The sequence below is a fragment of the Nocardiopsis sp. LOL_012 genome, from assembly GCF_048060475.1.
GTDB lineage: Bacteria > Actinomycetota > Actinomycetes > Streptosporangiales > Streptosporangiaceae > Nocardiopsis.
This window is the reverse complement of sequence record NZ_JBHMIV010000031.1, coordinates 22,855-46,390: the sequence shown is the minus strand read 5'-3', so window position 1 is coordinate 46,390 and position 23,536 is coordinate 22,855. Positions and strand designations below refer to the sequence as shown.

Below are 23,536 nucleotides of genomic sequence, written 5' to 3'. Positions count from 1 at the left end.
CGCGGCGGGTCCGGGCCGGACCCGGTTCAGGGCCGGCGGTCGGACATGCGCAGCAGCGCCGACGCCAGTTCCTCGCCGCCCTGGGGGTCGCGGGAGATCACCAGGATGGTGTCGTCCCCTGCGATGGTGCCCAGGATCGCGTGGAAGTCGGTGTGGTCGATGGCCGAGGCCAGGTACTGCGCCGCACCGGGCGGGGTACGGATGACGACCATGTTGGCGGAGGCCTCGGCCGAGACCAGCAGGTCCTCGGCCAGCCGGGTGAGCCGGGCCCCGGATGCCTCGGCCAGGTCCAGGGTGTCGGGGCGGGTGCGCTGGAGGCGCTCCCCGCCCTCGCCCGGCAGCACGTAGGCCAGGTGGCCGTCGGCCGTGCGGAGCTTGACGGCGCCGAGTTCGTCGAGGTCGCGCGAGAGGGTCGCCTGGGTGACCTGGACCCCCGTCTCGGCCAGCCGCTTGGCCAGTTCCCCCTGGGAGCGCACGTCCTCGCGGGTGAGGACCTCGGCGATGCGGGCGTGTCTGGCCGCCTTGGTCATCGGCGCGGTGGCGCCGACGTCCTTGGTCATCGGCGATCGGCCTCCAGGAGGAAGGCCAGGAGCGCCTTCTGCGCGTGGCGGCGGTTCTCCGCCTCGTCCCACACGACGCTGCGGGGGCCCTCGATCACCTCGGCGGAGATCTCCTTGCCCCGGTAGGCGGGCAGGCAGTGCAGGACGATCGACTCGGGGTGCGCGACGGCGAGCAGGCCGGTGTCGACGATGTAGGGGCGGAAGGGGGCCTCGCGGGCTGCGGCGTCGCTCTCGTGTCCCATGGACACCCAGGTGTCGGTGGCCAGGACGTCGGCCCCGTCGGCGGCCTCGCGGGGGTCGGTGGTGACCGACACCGAGCCGCCCGTGCTCCGGGCGATGCCGGCGGCGCGGGAGAGCACGGCGGGGTCGGGGTGGAAGCCCTCGGGCGCCCCGATCCGCACGTGGAGTCCGGCGGTGGCCCCGCCCAGCAGGTAGGAGTGGGCCATGTTGTTGGCCCCGTCCCCGAGGTAGGCGAGGGTGAGCCCGGCCAGGGCGCCCTTGTGCTCGCGGATGGTCTGGAGGTCGGCGAGGATCTGGCAGGGGTGGAACTCGTCGGTGAGGGAGTTGACCACCGGCACCGAGATGCCACGGGCCAGGGTCTCCAGGTCGGCCTGGGCGAAGGTCCGCCAGACGATGGCGGCGACCTGGCGTTCCAGGACGCGGGCGGTGTCCGCCAGGGGTTCGCCGCGGCCCATCTGGGTGCCGCCGGACTCCAGGACCAGCGGCATGCCGCCCAGGTCGGCGACGCCGACCGCGAAGGACAGCCGGGTCCGGGTGGAGGGCTTGTCGAAGAGGAGCGCCACGGTGCGCGGTCCTTCGAGCGGCCGGTGGCCGTAGGGGTCCTTCTTCATCCGGTCGGCGAGGTCGAGCACCCGCGCCTGCTCGTCCGGGGTGAGGTCGTCGTCGCGGAGGAAGTGCCGGGTCATGACTGATTCTCCTTCGTGGCGGCGGCCTCGGCGGCGTCCAGGACGGTCGGCAGGGCCTCGATGAACACACCGATCTGCTCAGGGGTGATGACCAGGGGCGGGGCGAGGCGGATGGTGCCGGGGGCCACGGCGTTGACGAGGAAGCCCCGGGCTGCGGCCTGCTCCTGCACGTGGGCGGCGTGGGGGCCGGTGAGGACGAGGGCCCGCCACAGGCCGCTGCCGCGCTGACCGGCCAGGAGGGGGTGGTCGACGGCGTCGAGCTGTTCGGCGAGCAGGTCGCCCATGACGGCGGTGTGGGCGAGCAGGCCCTCGCTCTCGATGGTGTCGAGGACGGCCAGGGACGCGGCGCACGCCACGGGGTTGCCGCCGAAGGTGGAGCCGTGGTCGCCCTTGCCGAAGGCGTCGGCGTAGCGGCCGAAGCCGACGCAGGCGCCGATGGGCAGCCCGCCGCCCAGCCCCTTGGCGAGGGTGAGCACGTCGGGGCGCACGTCCTCGGCCTGGTGGGCGAACCAGCGGCCGGTGCGGCCGATGCCGCTCTGGATCTCGTCGAGGACGAAGGCGGCCCCGGTCTCGTCGCACAGGGAGCGCACGGCCGCGAGGTAGCCCTCGGGTGCGGGGACGACGCCGGCCTCGCCCTGGGTGGGTTCGGTGAACACGGCGACGCAGGTCTCGTCGACCGCCTCGGTGAGGGCGTCGATGTCACCGTGGGGGACGAAGCGCACGTCCATGCCGTAGGGGCCGAAGGGTTCGCGGATGGACTCCTTGCCGGTGAGGGCGAGGGCGCCGAAGGTGCGGCCGTGGAACCCGGCGGTGGCGGCGACGAAGGTCCGGCGGTCCGGGCCGGCGGCGCGTTTGACCAGTTTGAGGGCGGCCTCGTTGGCCTCGGTCCCGGAGTTGGCGAAGAAGACCTTGGCGTCGCCGCCGACCAGGCCGACGAGGCGTTCGGCGAGCTGGACGGCGCGTTCGTTGACGAACAGGTTGCTGGTGTGGGCGAGTGTGGCCGCCTGGTGGGCGACGGCCTTGACCAGCGCGGGGTGGCCGTGGCCGAGGGTGGAGACGGCGATCCCCGCGATGAGGTCGAGGTACTGGCGGCCGTCGGCGTCGTAGACCTCGCAGCCGCGGCCGAGGGTGAGGGCGAGGGGCGGGACGCCGTAGTTGGGCATGAGCGCGGCGGCGAAGCGCTCGCGCAGGTCGGCACCGCTGGTCATGTGGCCTCTCCCGGGTGGTGGGTGGTGTCGGCGGGGGTGGTGCGCCGGGGCCGCGGGCGGCGGTTCCCGGCGAGGAGGGCGGCTTCGAGTTCCTCGTCGGCGACCATGGTGCCCACACCCTGGTCGGTGAAGACCTCCAGCAGCAGCGAGTGCGGGATCCGCCCGTCGATGATGTGCGCCTGGGGGACCCCGCCCTCGACGGCGTGCAGGCACGCCTCCATCTTGGGCAGCATGCCCGAGGACAGGTTCGGGAGCAGGGCGCGCAGTTCGTCGGTGTTGAGGCGGCTGATGAGCTCGGTGTTGTGGGGGTAGTCGGCGAACAGGCCCTCGACGTCGGTGAGCATGATGAGCTTGCTGGCGCCCAGGGCGACGGCCAGGGCGGAGGCCGCGGTGTCGGCGTTGACGTTGTAGACGCCGCCGTCGTCGGCCCGCGCCACGCTGGAGACCACGGGGATCCGGCCGTCGTCGATGAGCGCGCTGAGGGCGCCGGGGTTCACGCCGCTCACGTCGCCCACCCGGCCGATGTCGACGGTCTCGCCCTCGACCGTGGTGACGGTCTTGCGGTCGGCGGTGATGAGGTCGGCGTCCTCGCCGGAGAGCCCGACGGCGAAGGGGCCGTGGCGGTTGACCAGTCCGACGATCTCGCGGTTGACCTGGCCGGTGAGGACCATGCGGACGATGTCCATGGCCTCGTCGGTGGTCACGCGCAGGCCCGCGGTGAAGGTGGACTCCACCCCGGCCTTGTCGAGCTGGGCGCTGATCTGGGGTCCGCCGCCGTGCACGACGACGGGGCACAGGCCCGCGTAGCGGAGGAAGACCACGGATTCGACGAAGCGCTCGCGCAGTTCCTCGCTGACCATGGCGTTGCCGCCGTACTTGATCACGACGGTGCGGCCGTGGAAGCGCGAGAGCCAGGGCAGGGCCTCGATGAGGTGGGCGGCCTTGTCGATGGCGCGCGCCCGCTCGCCCGCGGGCGCTCCGGACGAGGGGTCGGGTGCGGGTGCTCTGGAGATCAAGGCCGTCCTCCGTGGTCGGTGGTCGGGGTGTCGGTGCGGATCTGGACGGCCAGGGCCGCGCACACCTCGGCGAGCAGCGCGGAGAGGGCCTCGGGGGCGGGGCGGACGCCGGTGGCGCCGCTGGCCATCAGCAGCACCGCGTCGTTGGTGGAGTCCAGGGTGCCGAAGGCGGCGGCGGCCGGGGCCACCAGGGACTGGCACTGGTCGGCGGTCAGGTCGGCGTCGGTGGTGAGGACGCACTGGACGGACCCCACGGAGGCGTCGGGGCCCTTGGCCATGGCTCCGACGGTGTAGCCGTCGCCGCGCCTGAAGACGATCTTGGCGACGGTGTCGTCGGTGCGGATGGCGTCGGCGGCGGACAGTCCGCCGCTGCGGCCCGCCTCGGTGAGCGCCGAGGCTATGCCGCCGTTGAGCGGGTCGACGGGGGGGCGGACGCCGGCGGGGCCGCTGGAGCAGACCGCGATCTCGGCCGCGGAGTCCTCCAGGAGGCGCGCGGTGTGTTCGGCGACGGCGTGGACGTCCTGGAAGCCGTGGGGTCCGGTGCCGGAGTAGGAGCCGCCGGTGGTGAGGACGGCGGCGCGCAGGCGCCCGCCGGAGACGGCCTGTGCGGTCCACAGGACCGGGGCGGACCGGTCGGCCTCACCGGTGAACACGCCGCCGGCGGCCCGGGAGGGTCCGTCGTTGACGACCACGGCCACGTCGCGGGCTCCGTCCTCGCCGAGCCCGGCGGCGACACCCGCCGCGCGGAACCCGCGGGGTGCGGTGACACTCACGTTGTGCCCTTTCTGGCTACGGGGCGACCGCGGCGAGCGGCAGGCCGGTGGCCTCGGGCAGGCCGAGGGCGAGGTTGGTGCTCTGGAGGGCGCCGCCGGCGGTCCCCTTGGTGAGGTTGTCCAGGGCCGCGACGGCGACCATGCGTCCGGCGTCGGGGTCGACGGTGACTTGGACCAGCGTGGTGTTGGCGCCCAGCGTCATGGCGGTGCTGGGCCAGGTGCCCTCGGGCAGGAGATCGGTGAAGGGCTCGTCGGCGTAGGCCGTCTCGTAGGCGGCGCGGATCCGCGCGGCGGTGGCGCCGGGGCGCAGGGGCGCGGTGCAGGTGGCGAGGATGCCCCGGGGCAGGGGTGCCAGGACCGGGGTGAAGGAGAGCCGGACCCGTTCGCCGGTGACGGCGGTGAGGTTCTGGACGATCTCGGGGTTGTGCCGGTGGGTGCCGCCGACGCCGTAGGGGCTGAGCGCGCCCATGATCTCGCTGCCGACGAGGTGGGGCTTGGGCGCCTTGCCCGCGCCCGAGGTCCCGGTGACGGAGACGACGGTGGCGTCGGGCTCGACGAGCTGCTCGGCCAGGCCCGGGAAGAGGGCGAGGGTGGCGATGGTGACGTGGCAGCCGGGCACGGCGACGCGGCGGGCCCCGGCGAGCTTGGCGCGCTGCCCGGGCAGTTCGGGGAGGCCGTAGGGCCAGGTGCCGGCGTGCGGGGTGCCGTAGAACCGCTCCCAGGCGGCGGGGTCGTTGAGCCGGAAGTCGGCGCCGCAGTCGACGACGAGGACGTCGTCGCCGAGCTGCTGGGCGAGGTCGGCGGACTGGCCGTGCGGCAGGGCGAGGTAGACGACGTCGTGGCCGCTCAGCTCCTCCACCGTGGTGGGGGCCAGGACGCGGTCGGCGAGCGGGCGCAGGTGCGGCTGGTGCTGGATGAGCGGGGTTCCGGCGTTGCTCCCGGCGGTGACGGCGCCGATCTCGGCCTCCGGGTGGCCGAGCAGCAGGCGCAGCAGTTCGCCTCCCGCGTAACCGCTCGCCCCGGCGATGGCCGCGCTGAATCCCATGGTGCTCCCCCAATCGAACCTGACTGAACCACCATGCAGTCTTGTGCAAATTTATGCAAGCCGATACGCGGGGTGCCGCGTCGGCGGCACGCGGTACCCGCCCGGGGCCGTCCCGAGTTCTCGGGAGTGACCTACCCCCTCCCACCTGGCCAGACTCTGCTCCAGAAGCGCGCTTCGCTTCCCGATCGCCTGACACGGAAACGGAGCACAGGACATGGAACCGGACGAGTAACACCGCCGGGGCCGTGCCCCTCGGGGCACGGCCGCACCGCCATTACACCTTTTTGGGTTGATATGAACCCATATTCGAGACTCGTTCCCTGCGTGCACGGAAAAGACCATCACGGAACCGATCGGAAACCCCGCGAAGATCGCTCGGGTGACTTCTCATGATTGGCCAGAATCTGTCACTATTTGCGCCGACCTTCTTGCTACGCTTCCGGATCGAATGCCCGACCCCGCCCGGGCCGCTTCGCCGTGCCGACTCCGCCGAGCCAGGGGGTCAGCCGCACCGGCACAGCGCACGCACCCCGCCCTGCCCATGCGGAACAGGCCATCCCGGGAAAAAGGGATTGATCGACCGATAGGGCCTCTATCAGAGCCATAGACGCCACAACGAACACACGGGGGATGACGACACCCCGCACGCCCATGCCATGGCGGCAGATATATGCACACAAAAGGAAACAAGATGTCAATCTCTGGCATTCTCCTCATCGCATTCATCATCTTCATTCCGATCGCGGCCGTCCTCAGTTCACGCTACGAGAAAAGCGTGCACCCGGTGAAGCTGACCGGCCCCATGACGAACCCGGCCGAGTGGCTGCCCGAGGCCCTGCACAAGGCGGCGCGCGGCGGCCTCGTCAGTTGGAGCCCGCGTATCGAGGCCGAGCGGGACGCCGAGGGCGAACTCGTGAGCCTGCACTGCGAGCTCCGCAGCAGCGAAGGCGACACGATCCTCGTCGACGTCCCCGCCTTCCCCGCCGGGGACTACACCGACGACCCGGTGGTGGCCACGGTCGCCATCGGCACCTACACCGTCGCCTCGAGCCGGGGCGCCCGCTGGTTCGGTATGCCCGCCTCCCACGTCACCGGCCGCTGGCGGCGGGTGCGCCGCGTACTCAAGCGCCACGCCCGCCGCAGCGCGCAGTCCGTCTAACCCCGAGCACAGAGAACCGGAAACGATCACCATGACGGCACCCCCTGAGGACGACACCGCGTCCGTGGACTTCTACGCCCTGTTCGAGGTCGCCCCCGACGCCGACGCCTCCGCCCTGCGCACGGCCATCGACGCCTTCGTCCTCAAGTGGCAGAAGCACGTCGGTTCGCGCAAGAAGGAGCTCAAGCGCCGCGCCGAGGACAACCTGGAACTGGCCGCCAAGGGGAAGGGGATCCTCCTCGACCCGACACTGCGCGCCGCCTACGACCAGCGCCGCGCGAACAGGCCCGCAACCAGCGCAGCCGCGCCGGACACGGACGGCACTCCGGGGCGGCAGAGCCTGGAGCGGGCCACGGACGCCTATCTCAACGACGACTACAAGGCGGCCCGGTTCTTCGCCAGCCGCTCTGTCGAGCAGAATCCCGACCTGGCCGACGCGTGGTTCATCCTCTTCTCCGCCTGCCACATCCTGGGCGACACGGACGGGGCGGAGATCGCTGGGACCACCGCAGCACGCCTGAATCCGGAGAACGCCCTCGTGCTGAGGACCGTCGGCGGCTTCCTCGTCGATCAGGGCCAACCGGGTCGGGGGCTGGCGATGATGGAGCGCGGCGCCGAACTCGACGAGGGCTCCGACTGCGGCCTGGCCCTCGCCGAGCGGCAGGCCCGCCTCGGTCTGTTGAACGAGGCCGGCAACACACTCAAAGCACTGCACCGGCGCTTCCCCGACGACACCGAGGTCAAGGACCAGCTCGTGCTGACCCTGGTGTTCCAGGCGAAGAGCGTGCCCCGGGTGCGGTCCCGGAGCCGCTATCTCATCACGGCGGAGGACGAGGTCACACGCATGGGCGACCTCGCCAAGGAGGCCCGTCGGCTCCAGCCGAAGAGCATGAAGGTCCGCAAGATCCTGGTCGAACTCGAGTCGACCGTGGCGGAGGCCGAGCGGTCCCGATTCACGTTCCGCCTGTTCGGGAGCGGCGGCCTCTCCGCGTTCGTGTGGTGCGTCGCCCCTCCGTGCCTCATCGTGGGCTTCGCGCTGATGGCCAACGGCTCTGTCTTTGGCGCCTTCCTCTTCGTCTTGTCCATCGCCCTCTTCATCACCATCGGCGTGCGCTGCTACTCCCAGAACTGGGAGATCAACGACCGGATCAAGTACGAGCAGCTCTCCTACTTCGAGACCACCGACCGCATCCTCGACCGGGACTTCTGACGCGCCCCTGCTCCCCGCACACAGCCACACAGCCACACCGAACAGGAAGGACACCCTCCAGCCGTGACCGGAAACGGACGCACCGTCGGCATCGACCTGGGCACCACCAACACCGTGGTGGCCGTCATGGACGAGACCGGCCGCCCCGAGGTCCTGCGCAACAGCGACGGGGCCAACACCACACCCTCCGCCGTCTACCTCTCCGGCGGTGAAGCCGTCGTGGGCACCCCCGCCCGGCACCAGCGCCTGGTCTCCGACACCGACGTCGTCGAGCGGATCAAGCCCCACATGGGCGAGGCCGACTGGAAGCACCAGAGCAGCGACGGCCAGGGCTACACCGCCGAACAGCTCTCCGCGTTCATCGTGCGCAAGGTCTGCGAGGACGCCGCCCTGGCCCTGGGCGCACCGGTGGAGTCCGCGGTGATCACCGTGCCCGCCTACTTCGACGAGGCCCGCCGCCAGGCCACCCGGGACGCGGGCACGATCGCGGGGGTGACCGTGGCGCGGGTCATCAGCGAACCCACCGCAGCCGCGCTCGCCTACGGCCTGCGCGACGGCGACGCCGGCAACGTCCTCGTCTACGACCTGGGCGGCGGCACGTTCGACGTCACGGTCCTGCGCATCCAGGGCGGCGACTTCGACGTCGTCGCCACCACCGGCGACGCCCAGCTCGGCGGCGCCGACTTCGACGACCGCCTGGAGACCTGGGCCAACGGCCGGATCGTGGCACAGGGCGGCACCGACATCGACGACAGCACCGACCCGGGCGCGCGGGGGCGGCTGCGCGAGCAGTGCGAGAACGCCAAGCACCGGCTGAGCACGACCGAGAGCGCCTCGGTCTTCACCGAGGTCGGGGAGCTGAAGATCACCCGCGCCGAGTTCAACGGGCTCATCGAGGACCTGCTCGAACGCACCCGCACCCTGACCCAGGACGCGCTGCGCACCGCCGGGGACAAGGCCGGGATCACCGCCGCGAACCTGGACGAGGTCCTGCTCGTGGGCGGGTCCACCCGCATACCGGCGGTCAAGGACCTGGTCACCGAGATCACCGGCCTGGCCCCCAACCAACGCCTGCACCCCGACGAGGCGGTGGCCCTGGGCGCGGCGGTCCAGGCCGAGCTGATCGACGCCGAGCGCTCCGACCGGGACTCCGCGGTCGGCCACCGCACCGTCAGCGACGTCACGGCGCACGGTCTGGGCGTCATCTCCCTCGACGGGGTGACCGAACGCGAGGTCAACAGCGTGATCATCCCGGCCCACAGCAAGATCCCCGCCCAGCACGAGCAGACGTTCTACTCCGTGGTGGAGGACCAGGAGATCGTGATGCTCAAGGTGACGGTGGGCGACGACACCGACCCCGATTTGGTGGAGATCATCACCAAGGACGAGCGGGGCGTGAAGCTGCGGATGCCGTCCGCGCCCTTCCCCAAGGAGTCGCCGCTGCGGGTCACCCTCTCCTACGACATCGACGCGATCGTGCACGTGGAGGTGACCGACGAGCGCAACGGCCGCTCCCTGGGCGACATCGAGATCGAACGCGCCAACAACCTCTCCTCGGACCAGGTGGACGCCCTCAAGGCCGACATGGAGGGGCGGATCGTCCGATGAGCGAGCACCCCGAGGTCCCGGAACAGGACACACGGCCGCCGCAGGCCGAGATCACCGACCGGTTGGACCAGCTCACCGACCTCTTCGTCCGGCGCCTGAAGGAGGACCGGCAGAAGAAGGAGCTCATCGAGGACCTGAAGGACCGGCTGCGCGCGGCCGAGGACGGAGCGGCCCTGGACCGGATCGCCCCGTTCGTGACGGGCACCGTCCGCGTCGTGGATCGCATCGACGCCCACCTCTACGAACACCACCAGTACCGGCAGGGCGCCGAGGAGCCCCCGTACCTGGAGTTCATGCGGTCGGTGCGTGAGGAGCTGCTCACCCTGCTGGCACTGCACGAGGTGACGCAGGTCGACGTCCGGGGCCCCTTCGACCCCGCCGTGCACGAGGTCGTGGAGGTGCGCGGCGAGAGCGGCCGGAACGGCGGGATCCGGATTCTGGGACTGGCGCGGCGCGGTTTCCGCCACCCCTCGCGGCTGGTGCGCCCCGCGCAGGTCGTCGCCGAGGAGACCGCGCCCGAGGCGGAGCAGGCCCGGGAGGGCGGTCACCGGTGAGTGCGGGCACGGTGGCGCGGCTGCCGCCCCTGTTCCCCCTGTCGGACGAGGACCCGAAGTCGGTGGGCGGCCACGTCCTGCTGGGGCGGATCGGCAGCGGCGGCATGGGGGTGGTGTTCCTGTCCCGCACGGACCGGGGCGCGCTGCTGGCGGTCAAGGTGGTCAGCGCCTCCTACGCCCAGGACCCGGACTTCCGGGCCCGGTTCGCCCGGGAGGTGGCCCTGGCACAGCGGGTCAGGGCCGCCTGCACCCCGGCGGTGCGCTCCGTCGGCCTGGGCGACGCGCGACCGTGGATGGCGATGGAGTACGTACCCGGCCCCACCCTGTCGGCGCACGTGCGCGCCTCGGGGGCCCTGTCGGGGGCCAGGCTGCTGTCCTTCGCCCTGGGTATGGCCGAGGCGCTGACGGCGATCCACCGGGCCGGGGTGGTCCACCGCGACCTCAAACCGGGCAACGTGGTCCTGAGCCACCGGGGGCCGAGCGTGCTGGACTTCGGGATCGCCCGGGCGCTGGACGTGGCACCCCGGACCAAGGGGGTGCACGGCACCCCGGGGTACGTGGCCCCCGAGCGGCTGCGGGGCCACCAGGGGCCGCCGGTGGACGTGTTCGCCTGGGGCGCGGTGACGGCCTTCGCCGCGACCGGCCTCCCCCCGTTCGGGACCGGTGAGAGCGCGGCGCGCCTGCACCGGGCGGAGCGGGGGCAGGCGTACCTGGGCGGCCTGGGGCCTCCGCTGCTGCCGCTGGTGCGTGCCGCGCTCTCCCCCGACTTCGGTGCACGGCCCACCGCCGGGGAGCTGTTCGAGGCCCTGGCCGGGGTGTTGGACGAGGACACCGCGACCACCGGTGAGAGCGAGCGGGAGCGCACACACCGGATCCTGGAACAGACCTGGCCCGGGGAGCAGACACCGTCCTCTCCCGCGCCAGCCCGGCCCGTCCGCGCCGCGCCCGCGTCCGGAAAGGGTCCCCGAACGCGACCGGCCGGACGTCCGGGCGGGCGTCCGAGCAGGCCCCGCGCCCGTAAGGACGGGGTGGTCTTCGCCGGGCGGGTGTACACCGATCCGGTGCGGCTCGTGCACACACTGGCCGCGCACCACCACCGGGCCGGGCCCTGGCTGCGGGGCGACGGCGGCCGGGCGCTGCTCCGCTGGCCCCCGCTGCGGGAGAACGTCCCGGTCAGAACGGTGCTGGGCGAGGTCTGCCGGGGGGAGGCCGATCCGCAGTGGGTGCTCACCGCGCTGTCGGTGCACCTGTGTCCGCAGCAGAGCCCGCTGTACCGGGGCGTGGCCGTGGACGCCGACGGCCTGGCCGCCCTGGCACGGGCCGGACGGCGCGGCGCCGACCGCCCGGTGCTGGCCGAGGCCTTCGAGCGGGGCGTGGTCTCCCTGGCGGCCCCGACCGGTGACACGCGGACGCGGCTGCTGGCCGACCGGGTGCCCGGGCTGGCCGAGAAGGCGTTGGAGCTGGTCCGGTCGGTCCACGGGGGCACCGGCCGCGACCATGAGCTGCGGGTGTGGGAACTGGCGGTCCTGGTGGTCCTCGGTGAGGACCCGCCGCCGGAGGACGGTCCGCGCCCGCGGTGGCGGCCCGGGGTCACGCGCCTGTGGCTCCGGGCCGCCACGGATCCGGCCGCGCGTATCGCTCTGGAGGTGTGCGCTCCGGGGCTGCGACCGGCACCGCGTCCGGGCTCGGGACGGCTTCGGCTGAGCCTGTCCGGCCGTACCTGGCGCCAGACCCTGGTCGCTTCGGCGCTGATGCCGGTGCTGCCCCTGCTGGCGCTGTCGGTGGGGATGGCGGTGCGCCCCTTCTCGGTCACCTACCGGCAGGAGGAGGCGGCCGAGACCGGGATGCGCCTGGCCGGGGAGGCCACCGAACGCGCGGGCGATCTGTACCTGCCGGTGCTGGCCCTGTCGGTGGTGCTGGCCCTGGTCCGTCCCGGGCGCCTGCGCCTGTGGATGGTGGCGCTGTCCTGCCTGGTCGCCGTGGCGGCGCTGCCGTTCGTGCCCGTCCCCGGGTGGTGGGCACCGGACGCGTTCCGCGACGCGCTCACCCTGTTCGGCCAGAGCTGGGGCCTGTGGGTGCAGTGGGGCGGACTGCTCATGGGCGGCGCCTGCGCCGCACTGGTGGCGGTGCTCGTCCGAGCCGCCGCGCCCGGTCCGTTCGTCGAGAAGACTCCCCTGGCCCGTCCGGGTGCAGGGGTCCACCAGAGGAGAAGGAGGAAACTGTGAAGTGTGAGAAGTGCCCCCGCAACCTGCACGACTGCCAGGGTTGCGACGGCGGCAAGAACAGCTCGGGCCTGTTCGGCAGGACCACCTGTTCCAAGTGCCGTAGCACCGGTCTCGTCTGCCCTGTCCACGAGGGCCACTGGAAGAGGTAGCCCACCGCCGCGCTGCGGCCCCGCACCGGGGCCGCGGCGCCCCCACCGAGGAGAGACGTTGGACGACACACCGTTGGGCTCCGTGCGCGTCACCGCACCGGACGGGGACGAGCGTGCGCTGGGGCCGGGATCCTGCCTGGTCTTCGGCCGCAGCCGCCACGCCGATCTCGTGGTGGACGGCGGTCCGGGCCTGTCCCGCCTGTGCGGACAGGGTCGAGGCCGCGGGTGACGGCGCGCGCATCAGCAATCTCAGCCGCAGCCACAGCCTGGTCGCGGTGGTGCGCGGACAGGTGACCACGCTGCCGCCGCTGGACGAGGGGGGCGGCGGGGTCCTGGTGGTGTCCGACGGGGAGGCGCTGGTGGGTTCGCCCTTCATGCACGGGCGCGGGCACATGGTCCGGGTGTCGGTCGCCGCCGGTGCCGGACGCACCGGTCCGGCCGGTCTGCCCGAGGTGGCGGAGGACACCGAGACCGGTTCCGAACTGGAGGTGGACCCCCGCACCAAGGAGTTCGTCACCGCCCTCATGCTGTGCAGGGGCTGGCTGCTGAACCCGTCGCGGACCGAGGCGCTGCCCACGTCGGAGGCGGTCGCCCGGATGGCGCTGGCCGCCACCCACACCTGGGACCAGCTGACCCTCATCGAGAGGGGGCGCACCGACGTGCTGGTCCGGGTGACCCGGCGGGTCGAGGAGCACCTGCGCCACCTCAAGTCCAAGGTACGGGCGGTCCTGCCGCCGGGCACCCGGGTGACGCGGGAGTCGCTGGCCCACCACCTGGTGACGCTCCAGGCACTGACCCCCGCCCACCTGGACCTGTTGGAGGACGAGGACTGGCTCGACGCCCAGGCGGAGCTGTGGTGGGACGCCTGAGCGGTCAGTCCCACCCGAGCCCGTAGGCGAACCCGGGGCGCAGCCCGGTGAACTCGATCCGGTAGGCGCCGGGGCCCACGGGGCCGAGGGGGTCGCCGGGCAGGTCCTCGACGGCGCCGTTGGGCATTCCCGGAACCGTCCAGACCCGGGCGGGCCGGTCCCGGTCGAAGGAGAGGTCCAGGCTGAAGCGGCCGCAGTGGCGCAGGGGGCGGAACACGTAGCGCGGGCGCAGCGGCTGCCCGGGGGGAACGCCGACCCGGAGTGCGAAGACGTGGCGCTGGCCCAGATCCAGGGGGGAGGCGAAGCGGACGCGGTGGCGGAAGTAGGTGTCGGTCACGCGCTGGACGGACACGGACTCCGCTCCGTGCAGCGGGACGAGGTCCACGCCGTGCGGGCTGTCGGGGCTGGTGCCGTGCCTGGGGAACCGTGCCGAGACGGTGACCTCCGCGAGGCCGTCCACGGCGGCGACGATCTCGCGTTCCTCGACAGCACTGGCGGTTCCGGCGCCGAGCGAGAGGCGGGTGCGCAGGGCGGCCAGCCGCCAGTCGGGGGGAGCGAGCCGCTCGGGGGCGGAGCCTCCGGGCTCCGGGAGGTCCGCGACCCGGTCGATCGCCTGGTCCAGGCGTCTGCGGGCGGTGCGGGGCGAGACGTGGAGCTCCTGGGCGACCCACTCCAGCCTCTGCTCCAGGACGGGGCCGCGGGCGTCGGGGTGCACGCCCATCCCGGCGAGGAAGGCCAGGCACAGGTCGTCGGGCAGGTCCCGGGGCAGGCGGTTGAGCGCCGCGGTGACCAGGTCGCGGACCTCGGCGTCGGTCTCGGCTCCGGTCAGGCCGACGAGCCGGCGCAGGGCCGGGCCCAGCTGGTCGGCGAGGCGGTCCGTGTCCAGGCCCCGCCGGGCCCGCAACCGTCTGAGCTCCTGCGCCAACCCGTCCACACGCGCTCCCGGGGTGATGTCCGCGACCGTTGTTCGCTCCCGCAGCCGGATTGTCTCACGTGGAGCGGCGGCGCAGCGGCGGATCGCTCTTCTTCCGCCCCCGGGCTCAGCGGCCGGAGAGGCGCTCGGCGAGCCCGGCCAGGCGGGAGGTGCGGGTGCGCTCCTCGGCGGACTCGCGCCGGTCGGCGGTGCGGTACAGGCCGTGGACGACCCGGGTGCGCACGCGGCGCGGTCCCGTGCCCTCGCCATCACCTCGGTGCCCCACCCAGGGCAGCCGGGTCAGGTCGGTCTCCCGGCCCAGGAGGAGGTCGCGCAGGGTCCGCCCGGCCAGGTTGCCGGCGCTCATCCCGCTGTCGGAGTACCCTCCGGCCCAGGCCAGTCCGCTCTCCCGGTCCAGGCACACGGTCGGGCACTGGTCGCCCGGCAGGCCGATCATCCCGGACCAGGCGTGCTCGACGGGCACGTCCGCCGCGTCGGGGAACATGCGGGTGAGCGCGTGCCAGAGTTCGGCGATGGCCTGGGGGCGGGTCGTACCGTCGCCGTCGCGGCCCGGGCCGACCCTGTGGGGGGCGTCCCGCCCCCCGATGACGATCCGGTCGTCGGAGGTGCGCTGGGCGTAGACGGAGGCGTGCGCGGTGTCGCCCAGGATCTCGCGCCCCTCCCAGCCGATCCGCTCCCACACGCGGGCTGGGACGGGTTCGGTGGCGATCATCGACACGGGCGCCGTCGGCCACTGCCGTCCCGGCCCGCGCAGGCCCGGGGTGAAGCCCTCGGTGGCGCGGACGACGCGGTCGGCGTAGACGGTGCCGTGGTCGGTGACGGCGGCGGGCCGGGACACGCCTTCGCGGGCGCGGATCTCGGTCACCGCGGTGCCCTCGAAGAGGTCGACCCCCAGTTCCTCCACGGCGCGGGCCAGGCCGGTGACCAGTTTGGCGGGCTGGACGCGGGCGGCGTGCGGGCAGTAGGCGGAGGCGACGGCGCCGTCGACGAGGAGCCGGGGCCCGTCGTCGGGCTCCAGCATGTGGATGTCGTCCGGCCAGTACCCCCACTCCTGGAGGTAGGCGATCTCCTCCGTCAGGCGCTCGCGCTGGGCGGCGTTGGTGGCCACCAGGCGCATGCCGCCCTTGACGGTGTCGGCGTCGATCCCCTCCGCCTCGGCGACGGCGAGGACCTCGTCGACGGTGTCCATCATCGCGCGCTGCAGGGCGACGGTGGCCGCCTTGCCGTGTGCGCGCGCGTAGTGTTCGCGGGAGCCGGTGAACTCGGCGGAGAGCCGTCCCCCGCTGCGGCCCGAGGCGCCGTAGCCCGCGAACTCGCGTTCGAGGACGACGATCCTGAGGTCGGGCTGCTCCTTCTTGAGGTAGTAGGCGGTCCACAGCCCGGTGAAGCCGGCGCCGACCACGCAGACGTCGTAGTCGGCGTCGCCGGGGAGGGGGTCCCGGTACTTGGGCAGCCCGGTCCCGCGGAACCAGAAAGAGACGGCGCCGTTGGCGAACCGCTGTGAGCGAGGGATCGTCCTCATGCGCGCGGCTGTGGAAAGCGGTCTCATTCATTCCCCCCGGAACCTCTTCTCCCACGGTCCAACCCGCGTGGGACCATGGGAACTCACGCCAACCTACACGGGAACGGGGACCGGTGGGTCGCCTTCACCGTGTTCGGGGGCGGTGCCGCGCGGAAGGGGCGTCACTCGGCAGCGCTGTCGCGGAGCGTGCGCATGAGGGCGGCCAGATTCCAGACGCCGTCCGCGCCGAGGGCGGCGAGGAGGTGTTCGCGCAGCCGCCGCACGTGCTTGTCCCGCACGGCGTCGATGAAGGCCAGCCCCTGCCCGGTGAGGGTCGCGTACACCACGCGGCGGTCGGTGTCGCAGGCGGCCCGTTCCAGGTAGCCCTCGCGTTCGAGGCGGTCGGCGAGCTTGGTGAAGCCGCCTGTGCTGAGGCTGACCTCGCGGGCGAGGCGGCTCATGGGGAGGCGGTGGCCGGGGGTGCGCTGCAAGCGGATGAGGACCTCGAACCAGGGGCCGGCCATGTCCCTGCCGTCGGGGGTGATGCCGCGCAGCAGCTTGGGTTCCAGGAGGTTGACCGCCTCGTGGACCAGCCCCCACGCGGTGATGAGGTCGTCGTCGGTCGGTTCGGCTTGTGAGAGTGCGTCCGTCGCCTGCGCGGCCATGTCCCGTCCCCGTCCTGGATGGGTGCGACGCCCAGGCGCCTCACCCACAAGAAGTATCTTCCTAGAAAAGATTACTCGACGGCCGACAGGGCACTCGCGCGGCTATGGCTTCGACCGTGTCCCTGCCCTCTTCGCAGAGCACAGGGACACGGCCGGCTAGTGGCGTGCGGCCACCGCGTCCAGCGCCGCGGACAGCGTGGAGGACAGGTGGTCGATCTGCTCCCACGTGATGGTGATCGGCGGCGAGACGAGCAGCGCGCGGGGCACCGGACGCAGGATGACCCCGCGGGCACGGGCCTCGGCGAACACCTCGGCGGTGGTGATCCCCCGTTCGGTCAGCGCCTCCTCGGTGAGTTCGACGGCGCCCATGACCCCCACTCCCGAACGCACCTCGGCGACCAGCGGATGGTCGGCCAGGGGGCGCAGGGCGCTGTCCAGGTGCCGTTCCACCTCCAGGGACACCGTGAACAGGTCCTCGCGCTCCAGGATGTCCAGGTTGGCCATGGCACCGGCGGCACAGGCGGGGTGCCCGGCGTAGGTGGTGCCGTGGATGAACGGGTTGCCCGCCTCGTTCCAGAAGGGGGCGGCCACCGTCCCGCTGACCACCACGCCGCCCAGCGGCATGTACCCGCTGGAGACGCCCTTGGCGAAGACGATCATGTCCGGGTTGACACCGAAGCGCTCGATGCCGAACCAGTTGCCCATACGGGCGAAACCGCAGATGACGCTGTCCACGATGAACAGCACACCGTACTTGCGACAGACCTGCGCGACCTCGGTGAAGTAGCCCTCGGGCGGAAGGAACACGCCGCCCGCGCCGATGACCGGCTCGGCGAAGAAGGCCGCCACACGCTCCGGGCCCACCCGCAGGATCTCGGCCTCCAGAGCGGCCGCCGAGTCGTAGGGCACCACCGAGGTCTGCTCGATGAGCGGACCGAACCCGGTGCGGAACCGGTCCATACCGATGATGCTCGTACCGAAGCCGTGCAGTCCGTGGTAACCGCCGGTACGGCTGATCAGGTGGGTGCGCTCGGGCTGGCCGAGCACCCCCCAGTAGCGCCGGGCCAGCTTGGCCGCGGTGTCGATCGACTCACCGCCCCCGCAGGTGAGGATCACCCTCGGGTCGTGGACGGGCGCGTGCGCCGCCAGACGCTCGCTGAGCTCCTGGGCCGGGCGGTTGGTGAAGTCCCCGTAGACCGTGTAGGCGTCCAGGGTCATGAGCTGCCGGTGGACCGCGTCGGCGATCTCGGGCCGACCGTGCCCGACGTTGCTGTACCAGAGGCTGGACGTACCGTCCAGGTACCGGTCACCGGCGGCGTCCCAGAGCCATACGCCCTCGGCACGTTCGACGACGAACTCCGGACCACTGGCGACGGTGTTCATATCGCAGAAGGTGTGCCAGAGGCGGCTGGGCTGCCCGTGTTCCTTCTGGACCGGTACGGACGAGACAACCGTTTGGGTCATATGGCGACCTCCGAGCCGTGTCATGCGCATGAGCGCAGCGGAAAACTCAGGTTGAATCCGACCCCCACCCGGGCGCCCAGGTTGTGTCAGGTGCTTGCAGGCTAAGTTCTCCACCCGCCACGGGGCAAGAGACAGAACGAGCCTTCATGCCCGGAAACCTAAACTTCATGCGGACCGACTCGGGCCTTGGCGGCCGAAACCCCTTCTGTACAGGCAGAACGGACCGAAAATCAGTGGAAAATAAGTTCTTCCGATCAGCGGTTTCGCAACACACCGCCCCCTGGAGAGGGCGTAAGCCATCCCACCGACACACGGGCGGCCCCCTCCCCGCGCCCGGGGAGGGGGCCGCCCGCGGCCGCGGACCGTCAGGCGCGCTGGACCGCGCCCGTGCGCTCGGCCGCGCTCGCCACGGCCGCCTCACGCGCGGCACCGGTCTCCTCGGCGGTCAGCGTCCGGTCGTGGGCGCGGAAGCGCAGGGTGAAGGCGACGGACTTGCGCCCCGGGCCCGCCTGCTCCCCCGTGTAGACGTCGAACAGCCGGATGCTCTCCAGGAGCTCTCCCGCGCCCTCGGCCAGGGCCGCGCTCACCGCGCCGACAGGTACGGCCTCGTCGACGATCAGGGCCACGTCCTGGGTGGCCACCGGGTAGGTGGACACGCGCGGTGCGGTGACCGCGCCGCGAGCGCGCTCGATCCGGTCGAGTTCGACCTCGACGGCGGCCGTGCGCTCGGGAAGCGCGAACGCCTTCACCGTGCGCGGGTGCAGTTCACCGGCGTGTCCGACGAGCAGGCGCTCGCCGCCGGAGCGCACGTACAGCGCGGCGCAGCGGCCGGGGTGCCACGGCGCGTGCTCGTCGGCCTCCACCTCCAGCTCGACCCCGGCCACCCGGGCGATGTCGCGGGCGGCCTGGATCGCGTCGGCCCACAGGGCCTCCCGGCCCGGACCCCACCAGCCCCGACGCTCGGCCGCCCCGGCCAGAACCGCGCCCACCCGGCGCGGCTGGTCGGGCAGCGCCGCATCGATCAGGGCGAGCTCCTCGGCGCTGGGTCCGCGGTCCACGGGCAGCAGGGGCGCGCGGGTCGCTCCGGGCTTGGGCCGGTAGACCAGGCCCGCCTCGAAGAGCGCGACGTCGGGGAAGCCGCGACCCACGTTGCGTGCCAGGGTCTTGAGCAGGCCCGGCAGGAGCGTGGTGCGCAGCAGCGGCTCCTCCTCGTTGAGGGGGTTGGCCAGGCGCATGCTGACGCGGCGGGCGTCGTCGGCCGCCAACTGGAGGCCGTCGAGGTCGTGCTCGCCGACGAAGGGGTAGCACAGCACCTCGTTGTAGCCGGTGGCGGCCAGGGTCCGGCCCACGGCGCGGCGCAGGCGCTGGTCCGCGGTGAGGCCGCGGCCGGAGGGGACCACCGGCGGGATCGAGGGGATGTTCTCGTACCCCTCCAGGCGGATGACCTCCTCGGCCAGGTCGTTGGGGTCGGTCAGGTCGGGGCGCCAGGTGGGCGGGACGACGGCCAGGGCGTCGCCGTCGGCCGCCACCTCGCAGCCCATGGTGCGCAGCCACCGCTCGGCGGTCCCCGCGGGATAGTCCGTTCCGGCGACGGCGCTCGCGTGGTCGGCCGGGATCCGGATCGGCTCGCGCACCGCCGAGTGGTCGACGTGGGTGTAGGCGGCCTCGACCGAGGCACCGCCCAGTTCGGCGAGCAGGCCGACCGCGCGGGTGGCCGCGGCGAGCTGCACCGCGGAGTCGACGCCGCGCTCGAAGCGGCGGGAGGACTCCGAGGAGAGCTGGTGGCGGCGTGAGGTCCGGGCGATGCGCATGGCCTCGAAGTGGGCCGCCTCCACCAGGACCTCGGTGCTGGCCAGCGAGATCTCCGTGGTCAGGCCGCCCATGACGCCGGCGATGTTGACCGGGCCCGAGTCGTCGGCGATGACGATGTCGTCGGGGTCCAGGGTGCGCTTGACGTGGTCCAGGGTCTCCAGCTTCTCCCCCCGGGCGGCGGCGCGCACCTGGAGGGTCCCGGTGATGGTGGACCGGTCCCAGGCGTGCAGCGGCTGCCCGAGTTCGAGCATCACGTAGTTGGTGACGTCGACGGCCAGGGAGATGGGGCGCACGCCGCTCTGGTGCAGGCGGCGCTTCATCCACAGCGGGGTGGGGGCCTCGGGGTCGAAGCCGCTGACGCCGCGCAGGACGTAGCGTCCGCACAGCCGTGCGTCGACGGTGGCGGGGCAGCCCTCGCCTGCGGGTTCGGGGACGTCGATGTCGGCGGGGTCGCGCAGGTCCGCCCCGTACAGCGCGGCGGCGTCACGCGCCACCCCGCGCAGGGAGAGGGCGTAGCCGCGGTCGGGGGTGACGGCGATGTCGAGGACGTCCTCGCGCAGGCCGAGCGGGCCGATCGCGTCCGCGCCGACCTCGCCGAAGCCCTCGGGCAGGACGACGATGCCCTCGTGGTCCTCCCACAATCCCAGTTCCGTGGCGGAGCAGATCATGCCCGCCGACGTCTTGCCGTAGGTCTTGCGGGCGCCGATCCGGAACCCGCCGGGCAGATGCGCGCCGGGCAGGCACACCACGACGAGGTCGCCCTCGGAGAAGTTGCGGGCGCCGCAGACGATCTCCTGGGGCTCGCCGGTGCCGTTGGCCGCCCCGACGTCCACCCGGCAGAAGCGGATGGGCTTCTTGAAGCCGGTGAGCTCCTCGATCGCCAGGATCCGACCGTAGACGACGGGGCCGGTGATGTCGGAGCCGAGTTCGTCGACGGTCTCGACCTCCAGTCCGGCCAGGGTGAGCCGGGCGGCGAGGTCGCGGGCGGTGACGTCGGACGGCAGGTCGACGTACTCCCGCAGCCAGGTCATGGGGACGCGCATCAGCTCTCACTCCCGAACGCCGAGGTGAAGCGGATGTCGCCCTCGACCATGTCGTGCATGTCGCGCACCCCGTGCGCGAACATCAGTGTCCGTTCGATTCCCAGGCCGAAGGCCCAGCCGCTGTAGACCTCGGGGTTCACCCCGGCGGCGGTGAGCACGCGCGGGTTGACCACACCGCAGCCGCCGATCTCGATCCAGCCCTCGCTGGAGCAGGTACGGCACGGCGCGTCCGGGTCGCCCACGGACGCGCCCCGGCACGCGAAGCACTCCATGTCCACCTCGGCGGAGGGCTCGGTGAAGGGGAAGTAGGAGGCGCGGAACCGGGTGCGCAGGCCCTCGCCGAACATGGCGCCCACGAAGGCGTCGATGGCGCCGCGCAGGTGGGCCAGGGTGATGCCCTTGTCCACGGCCAGGCCCTCCAACTGGTGGAAGACGGGGCTGTGGGTGGCGTCGAGTTCGTCGGTGCGGAACGTCGTGCCGGGCGCGACCACGTAGACCGGGAGCTGGCGTTCGAGCAGGGCGCGCACCTGTACGGGGGAGGTGTGGGTGCGCATGACCAGGCCGGACTCACCGCCGTCGGGGCTCTCGACGAAGAAGGTGTCCTGCATGGTGCGGGCCGGGTGGTCGGGCAGGAAGTTGAGGGCGTCGAAGTTGAACCACTCGGCCTCGATCTCGGGGCCCTCGGCGATGTCAAAGCCCATGCCCACGAAGATGTCGGCCATGCGTTCGGCGATGGCGGTCAGGGGGTGGCGGGCCCCGATCGGCGCGCGGTCCCAGGGCAGGGTGACGTCGACCCGCTCCTCGACGAGGACGCGCTCGTCGCGTTCGGCCTCCAGGACCGCCTGGCGGGCCTTGAGCGCCTGGCCGACGTCGCGGCGGGCACCGCCCACGCGCTTGCCGGCGTCGGCCTTGGCGGCCGGGGGCAGGGCGCCGATCTCCCGGTTGGCCAGTGCCAGCGGGGACCGGTCCGAGGCGTGCGCGAGGCGGACCTCCTTGAGTTCGTCGAGGTCGCCGGCGGCGGCGATGGCGGCCAGCGCCTCCTCGCGCATACGGGCGACCTCGTCGGGGTGCAGGGGGGTCACCTCGACCGGGTCGAAGGAATTGTTCGGTGCAGACATGGTTGGTTGCCTCGCCGCCGCGACGGGGCACGGCGGAAGTCACGGTCCGCCCCGGGGGCGGACGAAGCCGACAGGAACACAGGCGGGTTTCGGGCGGGCCGGGGCGACGAGGCCCGCGTGCGGGGCCCCGGACACGCTGCGAGCCCGCCGGGGCCGAAGGTCTGAGGGTTCAGACGAACTCGGGGGTCCCGGCGGGCATGGTAAATCGGAACTCGGCGCCGCCGGTGGGGGCGCGCCCGACGGTGATCGTGCCGCCGTGGGCCTCGACGAGGCCCTTGACGATGAACAGCCCGAGGCCGGTCCCGCTCCGGCGCTTGCTGCGCCAGAACTGGCGGAAGACGCGCGGAATGGTCTCGGGCGCTATGCCCTGGCCCTCGTCGCGCACCGACACCGCTGTCCCTCCCTCACACGGCTCGATCACGATACTGACAGTACCAGCGCCGTGCTGTACCCCGTTTTCCACGAGGTTGGCCAGGATCTGTTCGAGCTTGTCGGAGTCGAGCCACATCTGGGGCAGTTCGCCGTGAACCTCCAGGCGGAAGCGGTCCTCAGCGTCACCGGCCGCCACCCGGCCCGCGACGACCCTGCGCGCGGCCTCGGGGAGGTCGACGACCTGGCGGCGGATCTCCAGCCGTCCGGACTCTATGCGGGAGACGTCGAGCAGTTCGTTGATGAGGCGGGTGACCCGGTCGGCGTCGTTGTTGACCGTCTCCAGCATGAACAGCTTCTGGGTGTCGCTGAGCCGGTCCCACTTGGCAAGCAGTGTCGAGGTGAAGCCCTTGACGCTGGTCAGGGGCGAGCGCAGTTCGTGGGCCACCTCGGAGATGAGGTCGGTGCTCCTGCGGTCGACGCGGGTCGCGGCGTCCCTGAGGGTGATGACGAGCCGGACCAGGTCGCCGCCGGGCCTGGCCCGCACGTAGCGCGCGGCCACGAGGATCTCGCGTTCGCCGGGCAACAAGAGCGCCCGTTCGGGCTGGCGGACGCGGTTGCGGTCGCCGCCGTAGGGTGCGCTCGCCTGCCACCAGTCGTGGCCGTCGGGGCCGGTGAGGGGCAGGGTGGAGCGGTAGTCGCGCCCCAGGGCCGCCTGGGCGGGGACACCCGTCAGGTAGGCCGCCTGGGCGTTGAACAGGACGATGCGGCCTCGCGCGTCGGCGACGACCACCCCGTCCGGGAGGTCGTCGGCGTGCAGGGGGCCCCTGCCGGACCCGCCGTAGACGCCCTCGGCGTCCCACAGCGCGGTGGAGCCGCGGCCGTCCGTCCTCGCGAAATGAGCGCCCGAATCGTGCGTATTCTCCGTTTCAGGGGGAATGCCGGTATCAGGATCGGTGCCCTGCCCCGGTCCTTCTGAGGCATGCCCGCACCCATCGCCCGTGCCCTCCGCCGGTTGCTCCGCCTGCCGGCCGCTGCCCACGCCTCTTCCCCGCTCCCTTGAAGATCCACGACCGCAGACTTGCGGGCCGAGGACCGCTGACCAGTCGTGTCCGCCCCTCATCGGTGCACCACCGCAGGTGGTCTACCCTGCTGGTACGCCTGGTGAACCCGCGGGGCCGCCCGAGGCGCGCACGGGTGTGTGGGCGCCTCCCGAACGTCCCACGGCCCTGGCACGGGGGCCCGTCGGACGGCAGGCGCGGCTCGCCCCCACCGTCAAGCATGCCCGGAGGCGACGGATCGGCACAGGGCCCGACCCGGGATACGGG

20 protein-coding genes are annotated in these 23,536 nt (G+C 72.6%); 7 read left to right on the top strand and 13 right to left on the bottom strand.

Annotated elements, in window-relative coordinates:
- Positions 1 to 26: 26 nt before the first annotated feature.
- The 6 genes from ACFHWE_RS18310 to argC are packed head-to-tail and all read right to left on the bottom strand — an operon-like array spanning position 27 to position 5,528.
- Positions 27 to 560, bottom strand: coding sequence for an arginine repressor (locus ACFHWE_RS18310; protein WP_416602891.1), 534 nt, complete (start codon positions 558 to 560; stop codon positions 27 to 29).
- Entirely contained in the window at positions 557 to 1,486 is a 930-nt protein-coding gene (gene argF, locus ACFHWE_RS18305; RefSeq protein WP_416602890.1) for an ornithine carbamoyltransferase, read from the bottom strand. The genes ACFHWE_RS18310 and argF overlap by 4 nt, the downstream gene beginning before the upstream one ends.
- On the bottom strand, positions 1,483 to 2,694 hold the full coding sequence (locus ACFHWE_RS18300; protein WP_416602889.1) for an acetylornithine transaminase: 1,212 nt from the start codon (positions 2,692 to 2,694) through the stop codon (positions 1,483 to 1,485). The genes argF and ACFHWE_RS18300 overlap by 4 nt, the downstream gene beginning before the upstream one ends.
- Positions 2,691 to 3,710: an acetylglutamate kinase gene (argB, locus tag ACFHWE_RS18295; protein WP_416602888.1), complete on the bottom strand. Its 1,020-nt coding sequence runs from the start codon at positions 3,708 to 3,710 to the stop codon at positions 2,691 to 2,693. The genes ACFHWE_RS18300 and argB overlap by 4 nt, the downstream gene beginning before the upstream one ends.
- Complete coding sequence (locus ACFHWE_RS18290) at positions 3,707 to 4,483, bottom strand: bifunctional ornithine acetyltransferase/N-acetylglutamate synthase (RefSeq protein ID WP_416602887.1); 777 nt, start codon at positions 4,481 to 4,483, stop codon at positions 3,707 to 3,709. Before ACFHWE_RS18290 ends, argB begins: the two co-directional genes overlap by 4 nt.
- A gap of 16 nt (positions 4,484 to 4,499) precedes the next feature.
- Positions 4,500 to 5,528 carry an N-acetyl-gamma-glutamyl-phosphate reductase gene (gene argC, locus ACFHWE_RS18285; protein WP_416602886.1) on the bottom strand — a complete coding sequence of 343 codons (1,029 nt, stop codon included), beginning with the start codon at positions 5,526 to 5,528 and terminating at the stop codon, positions 4,500 to 4,502.
- Positions 5,529 to 6,219: 691 nt separating this feature from the next.
- On the opposite strand from argC, the gene ACFHWE_RS18280 reads away from it, so the two are divergent.
- From ACFHWE_RS18280 to ACFHWE_RS18250, 7 genes are all read left to right on the top strand, one after another.
- Positions 6,220 to 6,687 (top strand): hypothetical protein, encoded by a 468-nt coding sequence (locus ACFHWE_RS18280; protein ID WP_416602885.1) that lies wholly within the window; start codon positions 6,220 to 6,222, stop codon positions 6,685 to 6,687.
- A 31-nt stretch (positions 6,688 to 6,718) separates the two neighbouring features.
- Complete coding sequence (locus tag ACFHWE_RS18275) at positions 6,719 to 7,897, top strand: hypothetical protein (protein ID WP_416602884.1); 1,179 nt, start codon at positions 6,719 to 6,721, stop codon at positions 7,895 to 7,897.
- Positions 7,898 to 7,960: 63 nt separating this feature from the next.
- A complete protein-coding gene (locus ACFHWE_RS18270; RefSeq protein ID WP_416602883.1) occupies positions 7,961 to 9,505 on the top strand; it encodes an Hsp70 family protein in 1,545 nt (514 codons plus the stop codon).
- Positions 9,502 to 10,059 carry a nucleotide exchange factor GrpE gene (gene grpE / locus ACFHWE_RS18265; protein WP_416602882.1) on the top strand — a complete coding sequence of 186 codons (558 nt, stop codon included), beginning with the start codon at positions 9,502 to 9,504 and terminating at the stop codon, positions 10,057 to 10,059. Before ACFHWE_RS18270 ends, grpE begins: the two co-directional genes overlap by 4 nt.
- The gene (locus tag ACFHWE_RS18260) at positions 10,056 to 12,284 is read left to right on the top strand and encodes a serine/threonine protein kinase (RefSeq protein WP_416602881.1); all 2,229 of its coding nucleotides are present in this window, start codon (positions 10,056 to 10,058) and stop codon (positions 12,282 to 12,284) included. The genes grpE and ACFHWE_RS18260 overlap by 4 nt, the downstream gene beginning before the upstream one ends.
- 207 nt (positions 12,285 to 12,491) lie before the next feature.
- Entirely contained in the window at positions 12,492 to 12,662 is a 171-nt protein-coding gene (locus ACFHWE_RS18255; protein WP_416602880.1) for a hypothetical protein, read from the top strand.
- Between the two features lie 46 nt (positions 12,663 to 12,708).
- Positions 12,709 to 13,302, top strand: a complete 594-nt coding sequence (locus ACFHWE_RS18250; protein ID WP_416602879.1) for a hypothetical protein — start codon at positions 12,709 to 12,711, stop codon at positions 13,300 to 13,302.
- 4 nt (positions 13,303 to 13,306) lie between these two features.
- Here the strand turns inward: ACFHWE_RS18250 and ACFHWE_RS18245 are convergent, their stop codons facing one another.
- The 7 genes from ACFHWE_RS18245 to ACFHWE_RS18215 form a co-directional block, all read right to left on the bottom strand.
- Positions 13,307 to 14,236, bottom strand: a complete 930-nt coding sequence (locus ACFHWE_RS18245; protein ID WP_416602878.1) for a hypothetical protein — start codon at positions 14,234 to 14,236, stop codon at positions 13,307 to 13,309.
- Between the two features lie 106 nt (positions 14,237 to 14,342).
- Positions 14,343 to 15,758, bottom strand: a complete 1,416-nt coding sequence (locus tag ACFHWE_RS18240; RefSeq protein WP_416602877.1) for an NAD(P)/FAD-dependent oxidoreductase — start codon at positions 15,756 to 15,758, stop codon at positions 14,343 to 14,345.
- A gap of 161 nt (positions 15,759 to 15,919) precedes the next feature.
- Positions 15,920 to 16,402 carry a MarR family winged helix-turn-helix transcriptional regulator gene (locus ACFHWE_RS18235; RefSeq protein ID WP_416602876.1) on the bottom strand — a complete coding sequence of 161 codons (483 nt, stop codon included), beginning with the start codon at positions 16,400 to 16,402 and terminating at the stop codon, positions 15,920 to 15,922.
- Between the two features lie 156 nt (positions 16,403 to 16,558).
- The gene (locus ACFHWE_RS18230; protein ID WP_416602905.1) at positions 16,559 to 17,785 is read right to left on the bottom strand and encodes an aspartate aminotransferase family protein; all 1,227 of its coding nucleotides are present in this window, start codon (positions 17,783 to 17,785) and stop codon (positions 16,559 to 16,561) included.
- Between the two features lie 446 nt (positions 17,786 to 18,231).
- On the bottom strand, positions 18,232 to 20,721 hold the full coding sequence (gene pheT / locus ACFHWE_RS18225) for a phenylalanine--tRNA ligase subunit beta (protein ID WP_416602875.1): 2,490 nt from the start codon (positions 20,719 to 20,721) through the stop codon (positions 18,232 to 18,234).
- A complete protein-coding gene (gene pheS, locus ACFHWE_RS18220; RefSeq protein ID WP_416602874.1) occupies positions 20,721 to 21,839 on the bottom strand; it encodes a phenylalanine--tRNA ligase subunit alpha in 1,119 nt (372 codons plus the stop codon). Before pheS ends, pheT begins: the two co-directional genes overlap by 1 nt.
- Positions 21,840 to 22,008: 169 nt before the next feature.
- A complete protein-coding gene (locus ACFHWE_RS18215; RefSeq protein ID WP_416602873.1) occupies positions 22,009 to 23,250 on the bottom strand; it encodes an ATP-binding protein in 1,242 nt (413 codons plus the stop codon).
- Positions 23,251 to 23,536: the final 286 nt, after the last annotated feature.

What these genes read in the sequence shown, in the direction of transcription:
- ACFHWE_RS18310 (WP_416602891.1), bottom strand. Translation starts at nt 560, where the DNA reads ATGACCAAGGACGTCGGCGCCACCGCGCCGATGACCAAGGCGGCCAGA.
- argF (WP_416602890.1), bottom strand. Translation starts at nt 1,486, where the DNA reads ATGACCCGGCACTTCCTCCGCGACGACGACCTCACCCCGGACGAGCAG.
- ACFHWE_RS18300 (WP_416602889.1), bottom strand. Translation starts at nt 2,694, where the DNA reads ATGACCAGCGGTGCCGACCTGCGCGAGCGCTTCGCCGCCGCGCTCATG.
- argC (WP_416602886.1), bottom strand. Translation starts at nt 5,528, where the DNA reads ATGGGATTCAGCGCGGCCATCGCCGGGGCGAGCGGTTACGCGGGAGGC.
- ACFHWE_RS18280 (WP_416602885.1), top strand. Translation starts at nt 6,220, where the DNA reads ATGTCAATCTCTGGCATTCTCCTCATCGCATTCATCATCTTCATTCCG.
- ACFHWE_RS18275 (WP_416602884.1), top strand. Translation starts at nt 6,719, where the DNA reads ATGACGGCACCCCCTGAGGACGACACCGCGTCCGTGGACTTCTACGCC.
- grpE (WP_416602882.1), top strand. Translation starts at nt 9,502, where the DNA reads ATGAGCGAGCACCCCGAGGTCCCGGAACAGGACACACGGCCGCCGCAG.
- ACFHWE_RS18240 (WP_416602877.1), bottom strand. Translation starts at nt 15,758, where the DNA reads ATGAGGACGATCCCTCGCTCACAGCGGTTCGCCAACGGCGCCGTCTCT.
- ACFHWE_RS18235 (WP_416602876.1), bottom strand. Translation starts at nt 16,402, where the DNA reads ATGGCCGCGCAGGCGACGGACGCACTCTCACAAGCCGAACCGACCGAC.
- ACFHWE_RS18230 (WP_416602905.1), bottom strand. Translation starts at nt 17,785, where the DNA reads ATGAACACCGTCGCCAGTGGTCCGGAGTTCGTCGTCGAACGTGCCGAG.
- pheT (WP_416602875.1), bottom strand. Translation starts at nt 20,721, where the DNA reads ATGCGCGTCCCCATGACCTGGCTGCGGGAGTACGTCGACCTGCCGTCC.
- pheS (WP_416602874.1), bottom strand. Translation starts at nt 21,839, where the DNA reads ATGTCTGCACCGAACAATTCCTTCGACCCGGTCGAGGTGACCCCCCTG.